Raw genomic sequence first — 17,742 nt, 5'->3', positions numbered from 1 at the left:
TGACTGGATCATTGCTGGATCGAGGCAAGGTATTCGGCAAGTTCCAGAACGCGACCGCGGACGATCAACTCGGCCCCGTAGGTTCCTGCCATGTCTGAGGCTGCGGCATATCTGTCACCCCAGATGGGCATTTCCGACCCGTGACCGCGCAAGCCCGAGCGACCGTCGATCATGTGGATCACACGAAGCATCGGAAAGACGCCGTCATTATCTGCGGCAAGTGTCGTCAGATCGGGCGGAGCTACCGTCATCAGATCAGAGAACGGCGTATTACTGGTGCCATCGACACCATGACAGGTTGCGCAAGATCGCAGGTATTCCTGTTCACCGATGGATTGCGCATGGGCGCTGCAAGCACCAAGCGCGCCAAGGGCAAGCGCAGCAAGGCCGATTTTCAAAGTCTTATGGGTCATCTGATATCCTCCGTCTCAGACGTTTGACATAGTTGACTTTCGGAACGATTGACCGAGTCACTATTCACTAACCCTTTACTTAGAGGAAGGGGGTTGCATTGATCTGTGTCAATGACTGACGCCGTTAAGCGATTGTCCACACGCCGTTTCAGGTCAAAACAGCTCCTGCATCACAGGCGTGGCCCGGCAAGGGGAAGCATGAAGACGATAGACCCGGTCAGAGCCGTGTTCAGCCGCGTCTGACCAGATCGGCAAAGGCCTGAACCTGTTGCAGATACGGTTGCGGGTGCGGACTGTCAGGATTGCCCACATGATCGGCCAGCTTCTCCAGCCGGGTGATCATCTGGCCATCCTCCTCCACATAGCTGCGGAAAACGGGGGTTTTTGTCACCTCCGCCAGATATGTGCGCACCTCACCGTCCTTTTTGCCCTTTGCAAGCCGCATGGTCAGAATGGTGCTCAGCACGATATGCGGGGCCATGAAGCCCCAGGTCAGGCTGCCAAGGGAATGGGCGATCACGGCCACGCGGTCAGGATCGCGGGCGGGCCGGTAATATTCCACCGGCTGAATGACGTGCGGGTGATGACACAGAATGCTGTCGGCCCCGTATTCAACCAGGTCACGGGCGGCCTTTATCTGCACCGCGCGGGGAAACAGCTCGAACTCAAACCCCCAATGGACCGACGCGATGATGAAGTCACAACCCTCTGCCTTGCAGTCGTCAATCTGCCGTTTCAGCAGGCTCAGGTCAGGCGGGCCCTTCTTGGACAAAAGCCGAGAGATATTGATGCGATACCGCTCTGCTTCTGGCAGGTCGCGCCCGTTCAGCCCAAACGCGGCAGCGGCAAAGCCGATCTTGATCCCACCTCGGGTGATGATCAGCGCTTTCCCATAGTCATCAGGCATCGCGTTCGTGCCGAGCGGCATGATCTGCCGATCCGCCATCGTCGCCAGCGTTGTTTCGACCCCCTCAACGCCCATGTCGAACATGTGGTTGTTGGCGGTGTTCAGAATGTCAAAGCGCTTGCCCTTATGCGAGGTCAGGATATCGAACTGAGTGGCCGAACAGCATTCCGTAGGCGGCCCCTGATCGCCGATCACCTCATCGACCAATGGCTGTGTCGTCACCGGGCTTTCGAAGTTGGCGAAGGAAATGTCCTGATCGAACAGCAGGTCGGCCACATTCTCGAACAACCGGTCCTGCGACCCGTCAATCCCGGCAGATCGAAGCAGATCGCCGCCCGCACCCATGCTTAGCGAGGTGGATTCCGCAAAGCCTTCGGGCAGCATGGCCTGTGGCGCGGTGGTATCGGGCCGCAAATCACCGGGCATGTCGCGTTCATATTCGGTGATCGGACGAGAGGTTTTGTAGATCCAGTAAAGATTGTCGATGACCGACATTTCCTCCGCCGCCGTTGCGGCCTTGGGCGATGGATAGCGCCAAAGCTGCCGCCGATTTGCCAGCCATTGGAACCCGGCCAGAATAGCGCGCAAGGGAGGGGCAGAGACCTGCAAAACGTCATCCGGGCAATCTGGCAATCTGTCTGTCACGCTACTGGTCCCCTGTTTGCACGCCGCAGCCTAGCAGCATCGGGGGCGGGCGCAATTACCAGATGCCCCATGCGGCCAAGCAATGGCTTGCCGCCTGCCGCGCCAGCGGATATCCCGTCCCGGCCAGTCAGGAGAGCCGCAAGATGCCCCAGTTCCTCAACACCAGTGACGCCGATTTCGCCGCCCGGTTCGACGCGCTGCTGAACATGAAGCGCGAGGACTCGCCCGAGGTGGATGATATCGTGGCCGGCATCATCGCCGATGTGCGCGCGCGTGGCGATGCAGCGGTGATCGAGCTGACGTCGAAATTCGACCGGATGGATCTGACGCCGGATCACCTGGCCTTTTCGCAGGCAGAGATCGACGCGGCCATCGCGCAGGTGCCCGCCGCCGAACGCACTGCATTGGAATTGGCCGCAGAACGCATCCGTGCCTATCACGTCCGCCAGATGCCAGAGGACGCCCGCTGGACCGACCCTGATGGCGCAACGCTTGGCTGGCGCTGGACGCCTGTCACCGCTGCGGGCCTCTATGTGCCCGGAGGTCTGGCGTCTTACCCGTCATCGGTCCTGATGAACGCAATCCCGGCACAGGTCGCTGGCGTCGAACGGCTTGTGATCTGCGCGCCCACGCCTGACGGCAAGGCCAACCCGCTGGTGCTGCTGGCCGCGCGCCTTGCGGGGGTCGATACCGTCTACCGCATCGGTGGCGCGCAGGCCGTGGCTGCCATGGCCTATGGCACCGACACCATTCAGCCCGTCGACAAGATCACCGGCCCCGGCAACGCCTTTGTGGCCGCCGCCAAGCGCCGGGTGTTCGGCAAGGTCGGCATCGACATGATCGCAGGGCCATCCGAAATTCTTGTCATTGCCGACAAAGACAATGATCCCGACTGGATCGCGCTCGATCTGCTGAGCCAGGCCGAACATGACGAAAGCGCGCAATCCATCCTGATCACCGATGATGCCGCCTTCGGGCGTGCCGTGGCTGAAGCCGTGGACAAGCGCCTGGAAACGTTGGAACGGGCCGTTATCGCCGGGGCCAGCTGGCGCGATTTTGGCGCAGTGATCACCGTGGATGATCTTAGCGAAGCGGCCCGGTTGTCGAACCGCGTTGCGCCCGAGCATTTGGAGCTATGCGTCGCTGACCCGGATGCTTTGGCCGAAGAGATCACCCATGCCGGCGCACTGTTCCTCGGCCAATGGACGCCAGAGGCCATCGGTGACTATATCGGCGGTCCCAACCATGTGCTGCCAACAGCACGATCGGCGCGTTTTTCCTCTGGCCTGTCGGTCATGGACTTTCTAAAGCGCACGACCATCGCCAAGATGACCCCCGAGGCGCTGAAGGCCATCGGTCCGGCCGCGGAAACGCTGGCCATATCCGAAAGCCTGCAGGCCCATGGCCTGTCCGTGCGTGCGCGGTTGGAACGATTGAATGAAGGGGCAGGGGAATGAGCCGCGACATCTGTCACATCGAGATTGACGATAGCGGCCTGCCCGCACCCACGCCCGAGATCGAGCAGGAGCGCAGGGTCGCGATCTTCGATCTTCTGGAAGACAACAGCTTTGCGCTGCCCGAGCGCGACGGGCGCGAGGTGCCCGCTGCCCCCTATCGCCTGGGGCTGGCGATCCGCGAACGGCGGCTGGTCTTTGACGTGGACACCGAAGGCGGCGAGGATGCGGCCGAATTCCACTTGTCGCTCAGCCCATTCCGGCAGGTTGTCAAGGATTACTGGCAGATCTGCGAAAGCTACTACGATGCGGTCAAGAAATTGCCCCCCAGCCAGATCGAGGCGATCGACATGGCCCGCCGCGGCATTCACAACGAAGGCGCCCGCGTTCTTCAGGAGCGGCTGGAAGGCAAGGCCGACGTAGACCATGACACTGCGCGGCGCCTCTTTACCCTTGTCTGTGTCCTTCATTTCGGCGGGTGAGCGGCGTGGTGCAGGACTTCCCCCAATCCGTCCTGTTCTGTTGCGACCACAACGCGATTCGCTCGCCCATTGCCGAAGGGCTGATGAAGAAGTTCTATGGCCACGCTGCCTATGTGCAGTCGGCAGGCGTGCATAACGATCTGGAGATCGACGGCTTTGCCATCGCTGTCTGCGCTGAACTCGGGATCGAGCTGGAAAGCCACCGTTCGCGCAGCTTCGATGAAATGGAGCAGTGGGGTGACGACCTGTCGGGGTTCGACCTGATCATCGCCCTGTCGCCCGCCAGCCAGCGCCGCGCTCAGGAACTGACCCGGCATTTCCACGTCGATGTGGAATATTGGCCGGTCCTTGACCCATCGGGAATCGGAAACACCCGCGAGGCCAAGCTGGACGCCTATCGCCAGACCCGCGACATGCTGGTCAAACGCATGTTGGACCGGTTCGGTCCACCAACGGAGACACAGGAATGAGCCTGAAGACCATCGATGCCTATTACGCTGCCTTCAACGCTGGGGATGCCGAGGGCATGATTGCCTGCCTGACCCCCGATGTGGCGCATCACGTGAACGAGGGCGGGGTTCGCGTAGGGACCGAGAAGTTCCGCGAGTTTTGCGGACATATGAGCCGCTGTTACCGTGAACGGCTGACCGATATCGTTGTGATGATTTCCGAGGACGGCACCCGCGCGGCGGCGGAGTTCACGGTGAATGGCGAATACCTTGCCACAGATGAGGGTCTGCCGGAGGCAAAGGGGCAGACATATGTTCTGCCTGCCGGGACCTTCTTTTCCCTCGAAGACGGTAAGATCTCGCGCGTTGTGACCTATTACAATCTTGCGGACTGGACGGCCCAGGTCTCGGCATGAGCCTGACGTTTCGCAGCTTCACAGGTGCGGATGTGGGTGCGGTCCTGGATGATCTCGCCCGGCTGCGCATCGCCGTGTTCCGCGACTGGCCTTATCTCTATGACGGCGATCTGGCCTATGAGCGCAGATATCTGGAACTCTACACAAACCCCCGCGCCATTGTCGTGGGGGCCTTCGACGGGGACCAGATGGCCGGCGCGGCGACAGGTATGCCCCTGACGGAGCATGACGATGATTTCGGGACGGCGCTTGCCGGGATCGACGTTCCCCTGTCGGACATTTTCTACTGCGCCGAATCTGTCCTGCTGCCGAACTATCGGGGGCAGGGGGCTGGCCACGCCTTTTTCGACGCGCGCGAGGATCATGCCCACGCCCTTGGCCTCACCCATTCCGCTTTTTGCGGTGTCCAACGCCCTATGGATCACCCCGCCCGTCCCGATGACTATCGCCCTCTAGACACCTTCTGGCGGAAACGGGGCTACATGCCTGTGCCGGGTGCCATTGCCCAATTCGCGTGGAAAGACCTCGGGGACGAGGCTGAAACCGACAAACCCCTGCAATTCTGGATAAAGCCGCTCTAGGACGCGCGCTTTTCAATCGGGGCGAACGGGCTCAGCCCCAGCCAATCCTGCATCCCAGCAATAACGTCTGCATCGCCCACCAGTAGCAACCTGTCCTCATCGACGGCGCGGGCTACCGTGTCGATCCCCATCCAGATCGCGGTCATGGTCTTGAGGTCACAGCGCACGTAAAGATCTACGTCGAAGCCAGGATCTTCCGAACACAGGTCCGCGCCCTTTTCCGGATCGGTCAACATCCACCAATGGCCGCTTGCCTTTGGTAGGTCCTCGAAGATGAAATGCACCACCACCCGGCGCGGCGGCATCAGGTCCACCCGCAGGTTGCGCCGCATGTCCCACATCAGCAGGCCGGGGTCCGCCTTGTCCAGAGACGGCGCGGTTTCCACCCATTTCTGGCCCCATGCTCCGATGACCATGATCACTTCGCGCAACTCCTTGCCCGCCTCGGTCAGAACGTATTCGAACGACTCCGGTCTCTTTCGCACAAGCCGCCTTTCCACGACGCCCTGATCCTCCAGCTCTTTCAGCCGTTTCGACAACAACGCGGGCGACATGCGCGGCACGCCCCTGCGCAGATCGTTGAACCGCGTCGATCCGGCGCAAAGCTCGCGCAACAGGACGATGGTCCATCGGCTGCCGAGAATTTCGGAGGCCATGGCGACGGGGCAGAACTGGTTATAGCTGTGCTGGGTCATGAAGCGTCCTCCTAAGCTGGACCCAGCCTAGCCGCACCTTTGGGCATCGGGCCAGTTCAGAAACTGTACCAGGCCGATTCATCTTCTGAACTGGCCGTGTTGCCCGCGCCGCTGGCAGTCTGATCCCACCAACAGCGAAAGGATGGACCCATGAAGAAATACGTGATCGAACGCGAGGTTCCCGGCATCGGCGGCATGAGCGGCGAGGAACTATGCGGTGCGGCTCAGACCTCGAACGCGGCACTGGCTAAGCTACCCGGTCGTGTCCAGTGGCAGCATTCCTATGTCGCGGGCGACAAGACCTTCTGCGTCTACCTTGCAGAGGATGAGGCTGCGATCCGCGAGCATTCGGAGCTCAGCGGTTTTCCCGCCAATTCCATTACGGAAATCAAGTCGGTGATCGACCCGACCACGGCCAACTGACCCTTTCTGATTAGTGCGGCTCCGGCTATAGCGGGGAAAATTCCCGCTGCCGGAGCCGTCTTATGAAAATCGCTGCCGTCGCTTATCACTGTGATCGCCACCCCGGCTGGGTTGCGCATGAAGCGAAGCTTGACGCCATTCTGAAGGATGCCGCCGCCGATCTGGTTGTCTTCCCCGAATATGCGGCGATGGAGGCGGCGCTGGTTGCCGGACCGCCCTCGGCCACGGTCACCGAATGGCGTGATCTGGCGGCAGAGCGGGCAAGCGCCTGGGTGGATCAGTTCCGGCACATGGCGCAGATCCACAAATGCCATATCGTGGCCGGGTCCGGCCCGGTCAAAACCGATAAGGGCGCGGTCAACCGCAGCTGGCTGATTGCCCCGGATGGCAGCGTCGATCATCAGGACAAGCTGCTGCTCTTACCCTATGAACGCGAGGAGATGGGCCTGATCGGGGGCGATGAACTGCGCCTTTTTGAGACGAGCCTCGGCAAGATCGGTCTGCTGATCTGCTATGACAGCGAATTCCCCCAACAGGCCCGCGCGCTGTGCGAGGCCGGGGCGGAAATGATCCTTGTGCCCTCCTGCACCGATTTTCCCGCCGGGCAGACCCGTGTGCGCCAATCCTGTCGCGCCCGCGCCATCGAAAACCAATGTCTGATTGTGCAAGCCCCGCTGGTAGGCGAGGTGCCCAGTTGCGAGATCATCGACCGGTCCACGGGCCGCGCGGGCTTTTTCTGCCCGCCAGATCACGGGCTTCCCGCCGACGGTATCCTTGCGCAAGGCGAGACCGACAAGCCCGGACCGATCACCTTCGAGGTTGACCCCGCCGCCATCGCCGCCCCGCGCCTGACGGGGCAGGCCGGCAATTTCTCGCACTGGTCGGAAGGGCTCGAAACGGTCACACCCCGGCAAGTTCCGGCACGCAAGTGAGATTCGCCTTGAAAAACCCGGCGATCAGGCGCATTTAACCGCCAATTCCGCGCTGGGACGCGGATAATGACTGTAGGAGAGACCATGGCCAAGGAAGAACTGCTCGAATTCCCCGGTGTCGTGAAGGAACTCCTGCCGAACGCGACATTCCTGGTCGAGCTGGAAAACGGCCATACGATCATCGCGCATACGGCAGGCAAGATGCGGAAAAACCGCATCCGCGTTCTGGCAGGCGACAAGGTGCAGGTCGAGATGACCCCCTATGATCTGACCAAGGGTCGGATCAACTACCGCTTCAAATAAGCGTTTCGATGAAGCTGATCCTCGGATCCGGTAGCCCCCGGCGGCAAGAGCTGTTGGGGGTCTTGGGCGTGACGCCCGACGCAATTCTGCCCCCTGATATCGACGAAGATCCCAAGCCCGGTGAACTGCCGCGTCCCTATGTGGAACGGGTGGCGCGGGAAAAGGCGCTGGCCGTGCAGGCGGGGTCTGATGACATCGTGCTCTGCGCCGATACCACCGTTGCCATGGGCCGCCGGATCATGGGCAAGCCTGCGGATGCAGGTGAGGCGGCCGAGTTTCTGACGGCTCTCTCTGGTCGCCGTCATCGGGTCTATACCTCTATTGTGGTGTGCCGTGGGGAACGGCTCTGGGAACGGACGGTGGAAAGCCGGGTGCAGATGAAGCGCCTGTCGGATGATGAACTCAACGCCTATCTCGCCAGCGAAGACTGGCGCGGTAAGGCGGGCGGATATTCCATCCAAGGCCCTGCCGGGGCCTTCATCCCTTGGATCAGCGGCAGTTTTCACGCCATAATGGGCCTGCCCCTGCCGGAAACGGCGCAATTGCTGGCCGCTGCGGGTTGGCCAGTCTGGAGACAATCATGAAGGGCCGCATTGTCCTGCTCGATACCCTGAACGACCGCCCCGCCGCCGCGTTGATGGTGGATGGGCGCTTGCAGGATCTGCTGATCGACCCGCCCGAGGACGGACCGCCGGGGATCGGCGCGATCCTGCGCGGGGTTTGCGACCGGCCTCTGAAAGGGCAGGGGGGCATGATGCTGCGCCTTCCCGATGGCCAATCAGCCTTTCTGCGGCAGGGCAAGGGCTTATCCCCCGGTCAGCCGCTTCTGGTGCAGGTCACTGGCATGGGCGCGGATGGCAAGGCCACGCCCGTGACCACGCGGCTGCTGTTCAAATCGCGCTATGCCATCGTGACGCCGGACGCACCGGGGCTGAACATCGCCCGCTCGATCAAGGATGAAGAAGAACGCGACCGCCTGCTTGAAATCGCGCATGAGGCTATGGCAGGCGCTCCCGAGGGCTTCGGCCTGATCCTGCGCAGCGCTTCGGACGAGGTCGATGGCGATGCACTGGCAGAAGATATCACCGCGATGCGTGATCTGGCCGAGGCCGTCACCGCGGATCTGGCAGGTGAACCGGAACTGATGGTCGATGCCCCGGACGCCCATATGACCGCCTGGCGCGATTGGGCCAGCCCCGAACCTGATGAGGTCATCGCCCGGGAAGGCGCCTTTGCCGATCTCGGCGTGCTCGAGGAAATAGACGCCGTCCTGCAAGATGCCGTTCTGCTGACGGCTGGGGCCTCGATGATGATCGAGCCGACATCGGCGCTTGTGGCCGTGGATGTGAACACCGGCGCCGATAGCTCGCTGGCAGCCGGGCTGAAGGCCAACCTCGCGGCCGCGAAGGACCTGCCGCGTCAGTTGCGCCTGCGTGGGCTCGGCGGTCAGATCACCATGGATGTGGCCCCTATGCCCAAGAAGGACCGCCGCCAGTTCGAGGATGCGCTCCGCCGTGCCTTCCGCGCCGATGGCACCGACACGGTGCTTGCGGGCTGGACGCCGCTCGGCATGTACGAATTGCAGCGCAAGCGCGACCGCTGGCCGCTGACGGCATTGATCTGATCAGGCGATGCTCACCGGCAGGCTGCTATAGCCCCGGAACCGCGCCAGCCCCATGATCTCCGCCGGGCCATCCGCACGCAGACGCGGGAAGCGCTCGACGAACTTGCCAATGGCGATTTTGCCCTCGATCCGTGCCAGGGTCGCGCCCAGGCAGACATGGATGCCGGTTGCAAAGGCCAGGTGCCGGTTGGGATTGCGGGTAATGTCAACCGCTTCCGGCTTGTCGAACACCGCCGGATCCCGGTTCGCCCCGGCAATCGATGTGTGGATGTAGGTGCCCTTGGGCAGCACGCAGTCTGTCAGCTCGATATCCTCGCCAGCCAGCCGGTTCCCGATCTGAAGCGGGCTCTGGACCCGCAGGAATTCCTCCACCGCGGTCCCGATATGTTCAGGTTCCCGTTGCAACAGGTCCAACTGGTCGGGATTGTCCAACAGGATGCCGATGGAATTGCCAACAAGGCTCGTGGTCGTTTCATGCCCGGCATTGAGCAGGAAGATACAGTTCTGCACCAGTTCCTCCTCGGTCAGCCGCCGACCATCCACTTCCCCGAAAATCAGGCTGTCCAGCACCTCGCCCTGTCCCGCGCCCTCGGGATTCGCGCGCCGATGCGCAATCAGCTCTGCCAGGATAGCACCGAACTCTGCCACCGCGTCATTGCCCGCCTGCAGCCGTTCCGGCGAAATCACCGGGTCAAGCGCGCCCAGAATGGCCAGCGAAAAGCCCCGCAGCTTTCGGCGGTACTCTTCTGGAATCCCCAACATGAAGGAAATGATCTCGGTCGGCAGCACCATCGCGAAGGCCGGGATCAGATCGAACGATCCCAGATCCTCCAGATCGTCCAGCATCCTGTCCACGATCCCGTCGATCAGCGGCTCCATCTCGGCCAGCTTGCGCGGCGTGAATGCCCCGGCCAGAAGCTTGCGCACCACAGTGTGATAGGGCGGGTCGTTGAAGATCAGGCTTGTCGTGTGATGGGTCAGCAGCGGGCCGGGGCCAAATTTCTTACCGAATTCTTCGGTCTTGTCCGACAACATCGCGCGCGACTGATAAACCTTCAGGCAATCGGCGTGCCGCGTCACGTAGACCGAGCCATCGGCGTTGCGATGGACCGGGCTTTGTTCACGCAAGGCGCGCAGGGTGGGGAAGGGATTGTCGATGAATTCCCGCCCGATACCGTTGAGATCGAAGTCGCGGATGGATGCTGACATGTGAAATTCCCCTCTCCCGTACTCTCACGCTAGGGCAGGTGGCAACAGGCGGCAAGCGGGCTGGCATCCCGGCGCGCATGATGGCAATATGACGTCCCGTCACAACGGAGCGCTGCCCATGTCCTGCCCGATCTGCACCAAAGACACGGATCAGAAATACCGCCCCTTCTGTTCGCGACGCTGTGCCGATGTGGACCTGGGCCGCTGGCTGAATGGCAGCTACGCAGTGCCCTCGCAGGACCCCGAAGATCTGGAGGCGGCGGCAGAGGCGTTGGCCGAGGTCAGTGACCGGCTGCACTGACCTGGGCTTTTTTGTTCATGGCGGGCCTGAAATTCGGGCGATGTGCCAAGAAAATGCACCGCTCTTCGGAAATCTGAAATCGGGGATATTCCAGAACTTAATCTACCAGTCCAGACTGAGAACTTCATCAGTCCAGCCAGAACGATATCCTTGACGTAAGCGCTTTCACCCTCGCAAGCTGATTCATGCAAAAAGCATGGGCGCGGGCAACACCGCGCTGAGAACAGGGAGACTACGAATGAAGAAATTCGCACTTGCCGGAACGGCGATTGGCCTGGTGATGAGCGCGCAGGCCTCTTTCGCCCAAGGGCTGGAGGAGATCACCGTCGCCTACTTCCTCGAATGGCCGATGCCGTTCGAATATGCCAAGCAGATGGGGATCTACGAAGAAGAGATGGGCGTGACCATCAACTGGCGTGCCTTCGATACCGGCACCGCCATGTCCGCCGCAATGGCGTCGGGCGACGTGCACATCTCGGTCAGCCAGGGCGTGCCGCCCTTCGTGGTCGCGGCCTCTGCCGGGCAGGACATCCAGGTTGTGGACGTGGCAGTCAGCTACTCTGACAACGACAACTGCGTTGTGCATGAATCGATGGAAATCGACGCATCCAACGTCGAGGATCTGGCCGGTGCCCGAGTGGGCGTGCCGATCGGCACCGCCGCCCATTACGGCTTCCTGCGCCAGATGGAGCATTTCGGCATCGACGTCAGCAGCCTCGAGGTTGTGGACATGGCACCCGCCGATTCCGCCGCCGCGCTGGCCCAGGGCTCGCTCGACATGGCCTGTGGCTGGGGTGGTGCGCTGCGCCGCATGATGGAACATGGCAACACCCTGCTGACCGGCGCGGAAAAGCAGGAACTGGGCATCTACGTCTTCGACGTGACCTCGGTCCCCGCGTCCTTCGCAGAAGAAGAGCCGGAACTGTTGGCCGCTTTCCTGTCAGTCACCGCCGACATGAACGCCATGTGGAATTCGGGTGAGCATACCGACGAAATGCTGCCGGTGATCGCACGCGACGCAGGTATGGATGAAGACGCGACCGCCGCCACCATGGCCGGCTTCGTCTTCCCATCCGTGGAAGAGCAGCTGTCCGAGACATGGCTCGGCGGCGGTACCCAGAACTTCCTTCTGGAAGTAGGCAACTTCTTCGTTGCGACCGGCAACATCGACTCGGCACGCGAGTCCTACGAAAGTGCGGTCAACACTGGCCCACTGCAAATGGTGCATGACGGGATGTGATCCCTGTTATCGGATGGCGCGGAGCTTTGCCGCGCCATCCCCTCTGCACAGTTTCACTTTTTCAGGGAAGGTAGGGCAGCATGACCGGGCTAGTGCTCGACAGCATCTCCATGCGTTTCGATCTGCCGGATGGCGGGGTCGTACAGGCGCTCAAGGACGTATCGCTGACCATTAAGGAAGGGGAGATCATGTCTGTCCTGGGCCCTTCGGGCTGCGGCAAGACAACTCTTCTCAACATCATCGCGGGCTTTCTTGCCCCCACCGAGGGCAAGATCGAACTCAATGGCCACTATGTGTCCGGCCCTGACGCCGAGCGCGGGATGGTGTTTCAGAAGGGCGCGCTCTTTGAATGGATGAGCGTTCGCCAGAACGTCGATTTCGGACCCCGCATGAAAGGTATGCCCAAGAAAGAACGGGACCAGATCACCGACCATCTTCTGGAAACCGTGGGCCTTCAGGATTTCAAGGAAAAGGCGGTCTATGAACTTTCGGGCGGAATGCAGCAGCGTGTGGCGCTTGCCCGCTGCCTTGCTAATGACCCCGATGTGATCTTGATGGACGAACCGCTGGGCGCGCTTGACGCGCTGACGCGCGAAAAGATGCAGGGTCTGGTGCTGAAGCTGTGGAAGGAAACCGGCAAGACAATCATCCTGATCACCCACTCGGTCGAGGAAGCGCTGCTTCTGGGCGAGCGGCTGATCGTCATGGCCCCTAGACCCGGACGCCTGCACCGGGAATACCAGTTGCCCTTTGCCGATATGGGCGTGAATGCCGACCTTCGAGAAGTTAAGAAACATCCCGAATTCGGAGAGCGGCGCGAAGAAATCCTGTCGATGATCTGGGATATGGAAGAAGAGATCATGGGCCGCACAGAGGGGGCCGCGTGATGTTGATTGCAGTCATCTATGTCGCCATCTTCGTCCTGGCCTTCGTGGCGGTGAAAGCCTTCACTTCAATGCGGGAATCGCGCCACGACTTCACGTCGCTCAAGACCGTGACCTTCGGCGATGAAAGTGCCGTGCGCCCCAACCGGGCGGCTTCGGTCATTTCAGTCCTGTCGATCTTCCTGATCTGGGGCGCATTCACCGGGTCGGTCATCTCTCCCATCCACGCGCCGGGGCCGTTTTTGGGCGAAACCAGCTTTACCTACACTGCCGAAAACGCGGCGGGTGAACGTGATGACGCAACCGTGCGGGTCATCGTGCACCCGGTTGGCGAGGATGTGGAGCCACCCGAGGGCGCCGATGGCGGTGACGGGTTTGCGCGCGATGACAGCGCGGCGATCGGCGGTGGCCGGTCGAGCCTGATCCAGACCGGCGACAATGACGAAGGGGCCGACGAAGACGGGTTCCGCGTGGTCGCCATCAATGGCCAGCCGCTGGAGCCGGAAGTGGGCGAGGTCGATACCGGCGACGGTGTCGTGACGCTGAGCCGCCGGGGTACGGTGCGCTTCACTCCCAATGGCGGAATGCAGATGGAACCCATCTGGCTGCCCTCGCCGGAAGCGGTCTGGGATCGTCTGCTTGAGATCGCGGATGAAGGCTATCGTGGCTTCACCCTTGCCGAGCATCTGGGATATTCGCTCTTCCGGGTTCTGGCGGGCTTTGCGCTGGGGGCTGCCGTGGGGATCCCGCTGGGCTACGCAATGGGCCTCAGCAACTGGTTCCGTGGCTGGTTCGACCCGATCGTCGAATTCATGCGCCCGGTGCCGCCGCTCGCACTGATCCCGCTGGTCATCATCTGGTTTGGCATCGATGAAAGCGGCAAGATCTTCCTGCTGTTCCTCGCCGCGCTCTGGATCATGACCATTGCGGCACGGGCGGGTGTATCCGGCGTGTCGATCTCGAAGATCCACGCGGCCTATTCGCTGGGGGCCTCGAAAAGCCAGATCATGCGCCACGTGATCATCCCCAACTCTCTGCCGGAGATCTTCACCGGTGCGCGCGTTGCAATGGGGGTCTGTTGGGGCACGGTCGTGGCCGCGGAACTGGTGGCCGCCGAACAGGGCGCCGGGCAGATGATCGTGGCCGCGTCGAAGTTCCAGCTGACCGATATCGTGATCATGGGGATCATCCTGATCGGGATCATCGGATACGGGATCGACATGCTGATGCGCTGGGCTGAGCGGGTGCTGGTGCCCTGGAAGGGCAAGGCCTGATCGCCAGCCCTCGGAGCTTCTGAAAGGCCCCCGGTTCTGCCGGGGGCTTTTTCGTTTCGCCGCCTGCGGCGTCGACCGGGGGGCGGCCCGGTTCGCCCCGCTGACGCGGGGTCTTCACCGGGCCGCCGGGCCCTAGATGCGTGCCCTGTGGCGGCTGTGAAGGGCCAAGTCGCCGGTAAGAGATGGTTAGGAATGATGATCCCCACAGGACGATTTCGCTGCGCCTTCGGCGCATCGACCCGCTTGGGGCGCTGCCCCAAACCCCGGAGTATTTGGACAAAGAAGAAGGGCAGAGGGCTTGAGAACCGGATGTCGCATGGACGGGGCGCGCCGGGGCGTTTCGGCATGAAAAAAAGGCCCCGGGGACGGATCGGTCCACGGGGCCTTCTGGGTCAGGTCTATGCGCCGGGCTTAGCCGAAGATCTTGGTCAGCGCCTTGTCCACGGCATCGGTGATCGCGTCGATATCCTCGGCGGTGGCGATCAGCGCCGGGCTGAAGCACAGCACGTTGTTTCTGCCGGGGATCGAGCGGTTCGAGGCGCCGATGATCACGCCAAGCGCGGCGCATTCGCCCACCACGGCCATCACGTCCTTTTCATCGACGGGTTCCTTGGTTTCGCGATCCTTGACCAGTTCCGCCCCCAGGAAAAGGCCCTTGCCGCGCACGTCGCCGATGATCTGGTGCTTGTCCATCAACGCCTGAAGGTTGCCCATCATCCGCGCACCCATCTTGGTGCAGTTTTCCAGAAGACCCTCTTCCTCGATGATCGCCATATTCTCCAGCGCCGCTGCCGGGCCGCCGGTGCAGCCGCCGAAGGTGGAGATGTCGCGGAAGTGGTTGAGCTTGTCCGAGGGGTCGGTCTTGAACAGGTCGAACACCTCCTCGGTGGTCACCATGCAGGCGATGGCGGCATAGCCGGAGGCCACGCCCTTGGCCATGGTCACGAAGTCGGGCTTGATGCCGTAATGCTGGTAGCCGAACCACTGGGTGCCGGTGCGTCCAACGCCACAGACGACCTCGTCGATATGCAGCAGCACTTCATATTGTTTGCAGATCTCCTGCACGCGATCCCAGTAACCCTCGGGCGCTTCGATGACACCGCCGCCGGCGGTCACGGGTTCGAGGCAGAGCGCGCCAACGGTTTCCGGCCCTTCGCGCAGAATTACCTCTTCGATCAGGTTTGCCGCGGCGATGCCGAAGTCACGGCCCGAGAGATGGCCAAGGCCAAGCTCTTCCTTACGGTATTCCATGCAGTGGGGGACGCGCACGAAATCGGGCGCGAAGGGGCCGTATTGCATGTTGCGTTCGTCCTGGCCGCCTGCCGACATCGCGGCGAGGGTGGAGCCATGGTAATCGCGGTCGCGATAGAGGATCTTGGTCTTCTTGCCGCCGTACTTCTTGTGGGCGATCTGGCGGACCATCTTGAACGCTTTCTCGTTCGCTTCCGACCCTGAATTCGTGTAGTAGACGCGCGACATGCCTGGCATCTTCTCGATCAGTTTCTCGGCAAAAAGCGCACCGGGGATCGAGCCTGCGGCCTGCGCAAAGTAGCACATCTTCATCAGCTGTTCATGCACCGCGTCGGCAATGCGCTTGCGGCCGTAGCCGACATTGACAGTCCAAACGGCACCGGACACGGCGTCGATATATTCCTTGCCATTGGCGTCCCAGACCCGCATGCCCTTGCCCTCGACGATGATCCGGGGTTCGCCGGTTTCGAAGGGTTTGTGCTGCACGAGATGGTGCCAGACATTGGCGCGGTCAGCCTCGATCACATGGCTGATATCATTCGGGTTGAAGGGGGTGTTCATATCTTTCTCCACCGGAAAACGGTCTCTGAGTTCACAGTGCCGGGTTGTGCCTGTGCCAGATAGGGCCAGAGCCTATCCATGCATAGCGCCAGAGGATTGACAAGGAGGGAGCGGCCCGCGCATGTGGAGTGACCAAGGTCAATCAGAGGCAAAGTCCAGTCGTGACGATCCCGGTGGAATCCTTTTTCCTTGATGCTCAGGCCGAGGGAACCCTTCAACAGAAGGTGCAACGGCTTGTGGCCGAGGGCATTCTGTCGGGTCGTTTCAGACCCGGGGAAAAGCTGCCATCTAGTCGGAAACTGGCTGTGCACCTTGGCATAAGCCGGATCACCGTTACGAACGCCTATACCGAATTGGTGGCTGATGATTACCTGATTTCGCGGGGGCGTTCGGGGTATTTTGTGTCAGATACGGCGCCCACGCCGCCTGAATTTGACCTGACAGGGCGCCCTGCAAAGGCTGGCATAGACTGGTCGCGGGCGATCGGTCAGCGCTTCGACAGCCCGGCTTTGCCGCTCAGACCCGCAAACTGGCATGAATACCCGTATCCCTTCATCTACGGGCAGGCGGACCCTTCACTGTTTTCCCATCAGACATGGCGGCAATGCGGATTGCAGGCACTGGGACAGAAGGATTTCAAGATCCTGACCGCGGATCGCTACGAAGAAGACGATGAACGCCTGCTGGAACATATTCAGCGCCATATCCTGCCGCGCCGGGGCATTGCCGCGCGGAAAGAGGAAATCCTGATCACCATGGGCGCGCAGAACGCCCTTTGGATGACAGCGCAGATCCTTCTGACACAGCGACGCAAGGCGGTGCTGGAAAACCCGACCTATCCCGGACTGCGAGAGATCCTGACGCAGACCCGCTGTCATCTGGTGCCCGTCGATGTGGATGACGAGGGCCTGCCACCCGAAAACTTGCCCCCCGACACGGACGTGGTCTTTACCACCGTGTCGCATCACTGCCCCACCAATATGACGATGCCGGTGGACCGTCGCAGACGGCTGCTGGAACTGGCGACTGAACGCGGCTTTGTGGTGGTCGAGGATGACTACGAATTTGAGCTGTCGTTCAAGAACGCGCCTTCACCCGCGCTGAAGTCGATGGATGACAGCGGAGCGGTGATCTATATCGGGTCGTTTTCCAAATCGCTCTTCCCTGGTTTGCGGCTTGGTTACGTGGTGGCGGATGAGGAATTCATCCGCGAAGCCCGCGCGCTGAGGGCTTTGGTGCTCCGCCACCCGCCGGGCCACATCCAGCGGACGGTCGCCTATTTTCTGTCGCTCGGCCATTACGACGCGCAGATCAACCGTATGCGCAAGGCCTACGAAACCCGCCGGACGGTCATGGCCGAAGCCATTGAAAAGAACGGCCTGACGATATCTGGTGCTGTTGCCACGGGTGGATCAAGCTTTTGGATGGCGGCCCCGCCGCGGGTGGATACAGAGCTATTGGCCTACCGGCTTTATGAACGCGGTGTGGTCATTGAACCGGGCCGCAGCTTCTTCAGCCCGGCGGATGACGCACGGCGGTTTTACAGGCTGGCCTACAGTTCCATCTCTTCTGAAAAAATCCCCGAAGGCATTCGCCGGATCGCAGAAGAAATCGCCGGCATTGGCCATAGCGAGCCGCGCTAACTGGCCCTAACGACAGGGCAGGGCGAGTCGCTACAAACGACGCCAAAGCACATCT

At 61.5% G+C, this 17,742-nt stretch carries 20 protein-coding genes; 15 read left to right on the top strand and 5 right to left on the bottom strand.

Features of this window, described 5'->3' with window-relative positions; translation table 11 throughout:
* Nucleotides 1-8: 8 nt before the first annotated feature.
* Both ACROHD_RS11680 and ACROHD_RS11675 read right to left on the bottom strand, forming a co-directional pair.
* The gene (locus ACROHD_RS11680) at nucleotides 9-413 is read right to left on the bottom strand and encodes a c-type cytochrome (RefSeq protein WP_432678028.1); all 405 of its coding nucleotides are present in this window, start codon (nucleotides 411-413) and stop codon (nucleotides 9-11) included.
* A gap of 229 nt (nucleotides 414-642) precedes the next feature.
* The gene (locus tag ACROHD_RS11675; protein WP_432678026.1) at nucleotides 643-1,965 is read right to left on the bottom strand and encodes a CapA family protein; all 1,323 of its coding nucleotides are present in this window, start codon (nucleotides 1,963-1,965) and stop codon (nucleotides 643-645) included.
* Between the two features lie 143 nt (nucleotides 1,966-2,108).
* On the opposite strand from ACROHD_RS11675, the gene hisD reads away from it, so the two are divergent.
* Genes hisD through ACROHD_RS11650 form a run of 5 tightly spaced genes read left to right on the top strand, consistent with a single transcriptional unit; the run spans nucleotide 2,109 to nucleotide 5,347 of the window.
* A complete protein-coding gene (hisD, locus tag ACROHD_RS11670) occupies nucleotides 2,109-3,422 on the top strand; it encodes a histidinol dehydrogenase (protein WP_432678024.1) in 1,314 nt (437 codons plus the stop codon).
* The gene (locus ACROHD_RS11665) at nucleotides 3,419-3,901 is read left to right on the top strand and encodes a UPF0262 family protein (RefSeq protein WP_432678022.1); all 483 of its coding nucleotides are present in this window, start codon (nucleotides 3,419-3,421) and stop codon (nucleotides 3,899-3,901) included. Before hisD ends, ACROHD_RS11665 begins: the two co-directional genes overlap by 4 nt.
* A gap of 8 nt (nucleotides 3,902-3,909) precedes the next feature.
* Entirely contained in the window at nucleotides 3,910-4,371 is a 462-nt protein-coding gene (locus ACROHD_RS11660) for an arsenate-mycothiol transferase ArsC (protein ID WP_432678094.1), read from the top strand.
* Entirely contained in the window at nucleotides 4,368-4,766 is a 399-nt protein-coding gene (locus ACROHD_RS11655) for a ketosteroid isomerase-related protein (RefSeq protein WP_432678020.1), read from the top strand. Before ACROHD_RS11660 ends, ACROHD_RS11655 begins: the two co-directional genes overlap by 4 nt.
* A complete protein-coding gene (locus ACROHD_RS11650) occupies nucleotides 4,763-5,347 on the top strand; it encodes a GNAT family N-acetyltransferase (RefSeq protein ID WP_432678018.1) in 585 nt (194 codons plus the stop codon). The genes ACROHD_RS11655 and ACROHD_RS11650 overlap by 4 nt, the downstream gene beginning before the upstream one ends.
* On the opposite strand, the gene ACROHD_RS11645 is transcribed toward ACROHD_RS11650, so the two are convergent.
* Entirely contained in the window at nucleotides 5,344-6,042 is a 699-nt protein-coding gene (locus ACROHD_RS11645; RefSeq protein ID WP_432678016.1) for a winged helix-turn-helix transcriptional regulator, read from the bottom strand. The two genes, ACROHD_RS11650 and ACROHD_RS11645, sit on opposite strands and share 4 nt — an antisense overlap.
* A gap of 150 nt (nucleotides 6,043-6,192) precedes the next feature.
* Between ACROHD_RS11645 and ACROHD_RS11640 the strand changes: the two genes are divergently transcribed.
* The 5 genes from ACROHD_RS11640 to ACROHD_RS11620 all read left to right on the top strand — a co-directional run bounded on the left by ACROHD_RS11640 (nucleotide 6,193) and on the right by ACROHD_RS11620 (nucleotide 9,324).
* Entirely contained in the window at nucleotides 6,193-6,465 is a 273-nt protein-coding gene (locus tag ACROHD_RS11640) for a DUF4242 domain-containing protein (protein ID WP_432678014.1), read from the top strand.
* A gap of 62 nt (nucleotides 6,466-6,527) precedes the next feature.
* Nucleotides 6,528-7,397: a carbon-nitrogen hydrolase family protein gene (locus ACROHD_RS11635; protein ID WP_432678012.1), complete on the top strand. Its 870-nt coding sequence runs from the start codon at nucleotides 6,528-6,530 to the stop codon at nucleotides 7,395-7,397.
* An 84-nt stretch (nucleotides 7,398-7,481) separates the two neighbouring features.
* A complete protein-coding gene (gene infA / locus ACROHD_RS11630; protein ID WP_008186030.1) occupies nucleotides 7,482-7,700 on the top strand; it encodes a translation initiation factor IF-1 in 219 nt (72 codons plus the stop codon).
* Between the two features lie 8 nt (nucleotides 7,701-7,708).
* Complete coding sequence (locus ACROHD_RS11625) at nucleotides 7,709-8,284, top strand: Maf family protein (protein ID WP_432678010.1); 576 nt, start codon at nucleotides 7,709-7,711, stop codon at nucleotides 8,282-8,284.
* Nucleotides 8,281-9,324, top strand: a complete 1,044-nt coding sequence (locus ACROHD_RS11620; RefSeq protein ID WP_432678009.1) for a ribonuclease E/G — start codon at nucleotides 8,281-8,283, stop codon at nucleotides 9,322-9,324. The genes ACROHD_RS11625 and ACROHD_RS11620 overlap by 4 nt, the downstream gene beginning before the upstream one ends.
* On the opposite strand, the gene ACROHD_RS11615 is transcribed toward ACROHD_RS11620, so the two are convergent.
* A complete protein-coding gene (locus ACROHD_RS11615) occupies nucleotides 9,325-10,533 on the bottom strand; it encodes a cytochrome P450 (RefSeq protein WP_432678007.1) in 1,209 nt (402 codons plus the stop codon).
* Between the two features lie 118 nt (nucleotides 10,534-10,651).
* On the opposite strand from ACROHD_RS11615, the gene ACROHD_RS11610 reads away from it, so the two are divergent.
* The 4 genes from ACROHD_RS11610 (at nucleotide 10,652) to ACROHD_RS11595 (ending at nucleotide 14,232) form a co-directional block, all read left to right on the top strand.
* Nucleotides 10,652-10,834, top strand: a complete 183-nt coding sequence (locus ACROHD_RS11610; protein ID WP_432678093.1) for a DNA gyrase inhibitor YacG — start codon at nucleotides 10,652-10,654, stop codon at nucleotides 10,832-10,834.
* Between the two features lie 238 nt (nucleotides 10,835-11,072).
* Nucleotides 11,073-12,074, top strand: a complete 1,002-nt coding sequence (locus ACROHD_RS11605) for a taurine ABC transporter substrate-binding protein (protein WP_432678005.1) — start codon at nucleotides 11,073-11,075, stop codon at nucleotides 12,072-12,074.
* 80 nt (nucleotides 12,075-12,154) lie between these two features.
* The gene (locus tag ACROHD_RS11600) at nucleotides 12,155-12,961 is read left to right on the top strand and encodes a taurine ABC transporter ATP-binding protein (protein WP_432678002.1); all 807 of its coding nucleotides are present in this window, start codon (nucleotides 12,155-12,157) and stop codon (nucleotides 12,959-12,961) included.
* Nucleotides 12,961-14,232 (top strand): ABC transporter permease, encoded by a 1,272-nt coding sequence (locus ACROHD_RS11595; RefSeq protein WP_432678000.1) that lies wholly within the window; start codon nucleotides 12,961-12,963, stop codon nucleotides 14,230-14,232. Before ACROHD_RS11600 ends, ACROHD_RS11595 begins: the two co-directional genes overlap by 1 nt.
* Nucleotides 14,233-14,643: 411 nt before the next feature.
* Here the strand turns inward: ACROHD_RS11595 and ACROHD_RS11590 are convergent, their stop codons facing one another.
* Nucleotides 14,644-16,044, bottom strand: coding sequence for an aminotransferase family protein (locus ACROHD_RS11590; protein ID WP_432677998.1), 1,401 nt, complete (start codon nucleotides 16,042-16,044; stop codon nucleotides 14,644-14,646).
* A gap of 161 nt (nucleotides 16,045-16,205) precedes the next feature.
* Between ACROHD_RS11590 and pdxR the strand changes: the two genes are divergently transcribed.
* A complete protein-coding gene (pdxR, locus tag ACROHD_RS11585) occupies nucleotides 16,206-17,687 on the top strand; it encodes a MocR-like pyridoxine biosynthesis transcription factor PdxR (protein ID WP_432678091.1) in 1,482 nt (493 codons plus the stop codon).
* Nucleotides 17,688-17,742: the final 55 nt, after the last annotated feature.

The sequence above is a fragment of the Nioella aestuarii genome (assembly GCF_050896395.1).
Classification (GTDB): domain Bacteria; phylum Pseudomonadota; class Alphaproteobacteria; order Rhodobacterales; family Rhodobacteraceae; genus Nioella; species Nioella aestuarii.
Note: the sequence above shows the minus strand (reverse complement) of the source record. Positions and strands in the feature narration are given on the sequence as shown.

What these genes read in the sequence shown, in the direction of transcription:
- ACROHD_RS11680 (WP_432678028.1), bottom strand. Translation starts at nt 413, where the DNA reads ATGACCCATAAGACTTTGAAAATCGGCCTTGCTGCGCTTGCCCTTGGC.
- hisD (WP_432678024.1), top strand. Translation starts at nt 2,109, where the DNA reads ATGCCCCAGTTCCTCAACACCAGTGACGCCGATTTCGCCGCCCGGTTC.
- ACROHD_RS11665 (WP_432678022.1), top strand. Translation starts at nt 3,419, where the DNA reads ATGAGCCGCGACATCTGTCACATCGAGATTGACGATAGCGGCCTGCCC.
- ACROHD_RS11655 (WP_432678020.1), top strand. Translation starts at nt 4,368, where the DNA reads ATGAGCCTGAAGACCATCGATGCCTATTACGCTGCCTTCAACGCTGGG.
- ACROHD_RS11650 (WP_432678018.1), top strand. Translation starts at nt 4,763, where the DNA reads ATGAGCCTGACGTTTCGCAGCTTCACAGGTGCGGATGTGGGTGCGGTC.
- ACROHD_RS11645 (WP_432678016.1), bottom strand. Translation starts at nt 6,042, where the DNA reads ATGACCCAGCACAGCTATAACCAGTTCTGCCCCGTCGCCATGGCCTCC.
- ACROHD_RS11640 (WP_432678014.1), top strand. Translation starts at nt 6,193, where the DNA reads ATGAAGAAATACGTGATCGAACGCGAGGTTCCCGGCATCGGCGGCATG.
- ACROHD_RS11635 (WP_432678012.1), top strand. Translation starts at nt 6,528, where the DNA reads ATGAAAATCGCTGCCGTCGCTTATCACTGTGATCGCCACCCCGGCTGG.
- infA (WP_008186030.1), top strand. Translation starts at nt 7,482, where the DNA reads ATGGCCAAGGAAGAACTGCTCGAATTCCCCGGTGTCGTGAAGGAACTC.
- ACROHD_RS11625 (WP_432678010.1), top strand. Translation starts at nt 7,709, where the DNA reads ATGAAGCTGATCCTCGGATCCGGTAGCCCCCGGCGGCAAGAGCTGTTG.
- ACROHD_RS11620 (WP_432678009.1), top strand. Translation starts at nt 8,281, where the DNA reads ATGAAGGGCCGCATTGTCCTGCTCGATACCCTGAACGACCGCCCCGCC.
- ACROHD_RS11615 (WP_432678007.1), bottom strand. Translation starts at nt 10,533, where the DNA reads ATGTCAGCATCCATCCGCGACTTCGATCTCAACGGTATCGGGCGGGAA.
- ACROHD_RS11610 (WP_432678093.1), top strand. Translation starts at nt 10,652, where the DNA reads ATGTCCTGCCCGATCTGCACCAAAGACACGGATCAGAAATACCGCCCC.
- ACROHD_RS11605 (WP_432678005.1), top strand. Translation starts at nt 11,073, where the DNA reads ATGAAGAAATTCGCACTTGCCGGAACGGCGATTGGCCTGGTGATGAGC.
- ACROHD_RS11600 (WP_432678002.1), top strand. Translation starts at nt 12,155, where the DNA reads ATGACCGGGCTAGTGCTCGACAGCATCTCCATGCGTTTCGATCTGCCG.
- ACROHD_RS11595 (WP_432678000.1), top strand. Translation starts at nt 12,961, where the DNA reads ATGTTGATTGCAGTCATCTATGTCGCCATCTTCGTCCTGGCCTTCGTG.
- ACROHD_RS11590 (WP_432677998.1), bottom strand. Translation starts at nt 16,044, where the DNA reads ATGAACACCCCCTTCAACCCGAATGATATCAGCCATGTGATCGAGGCT.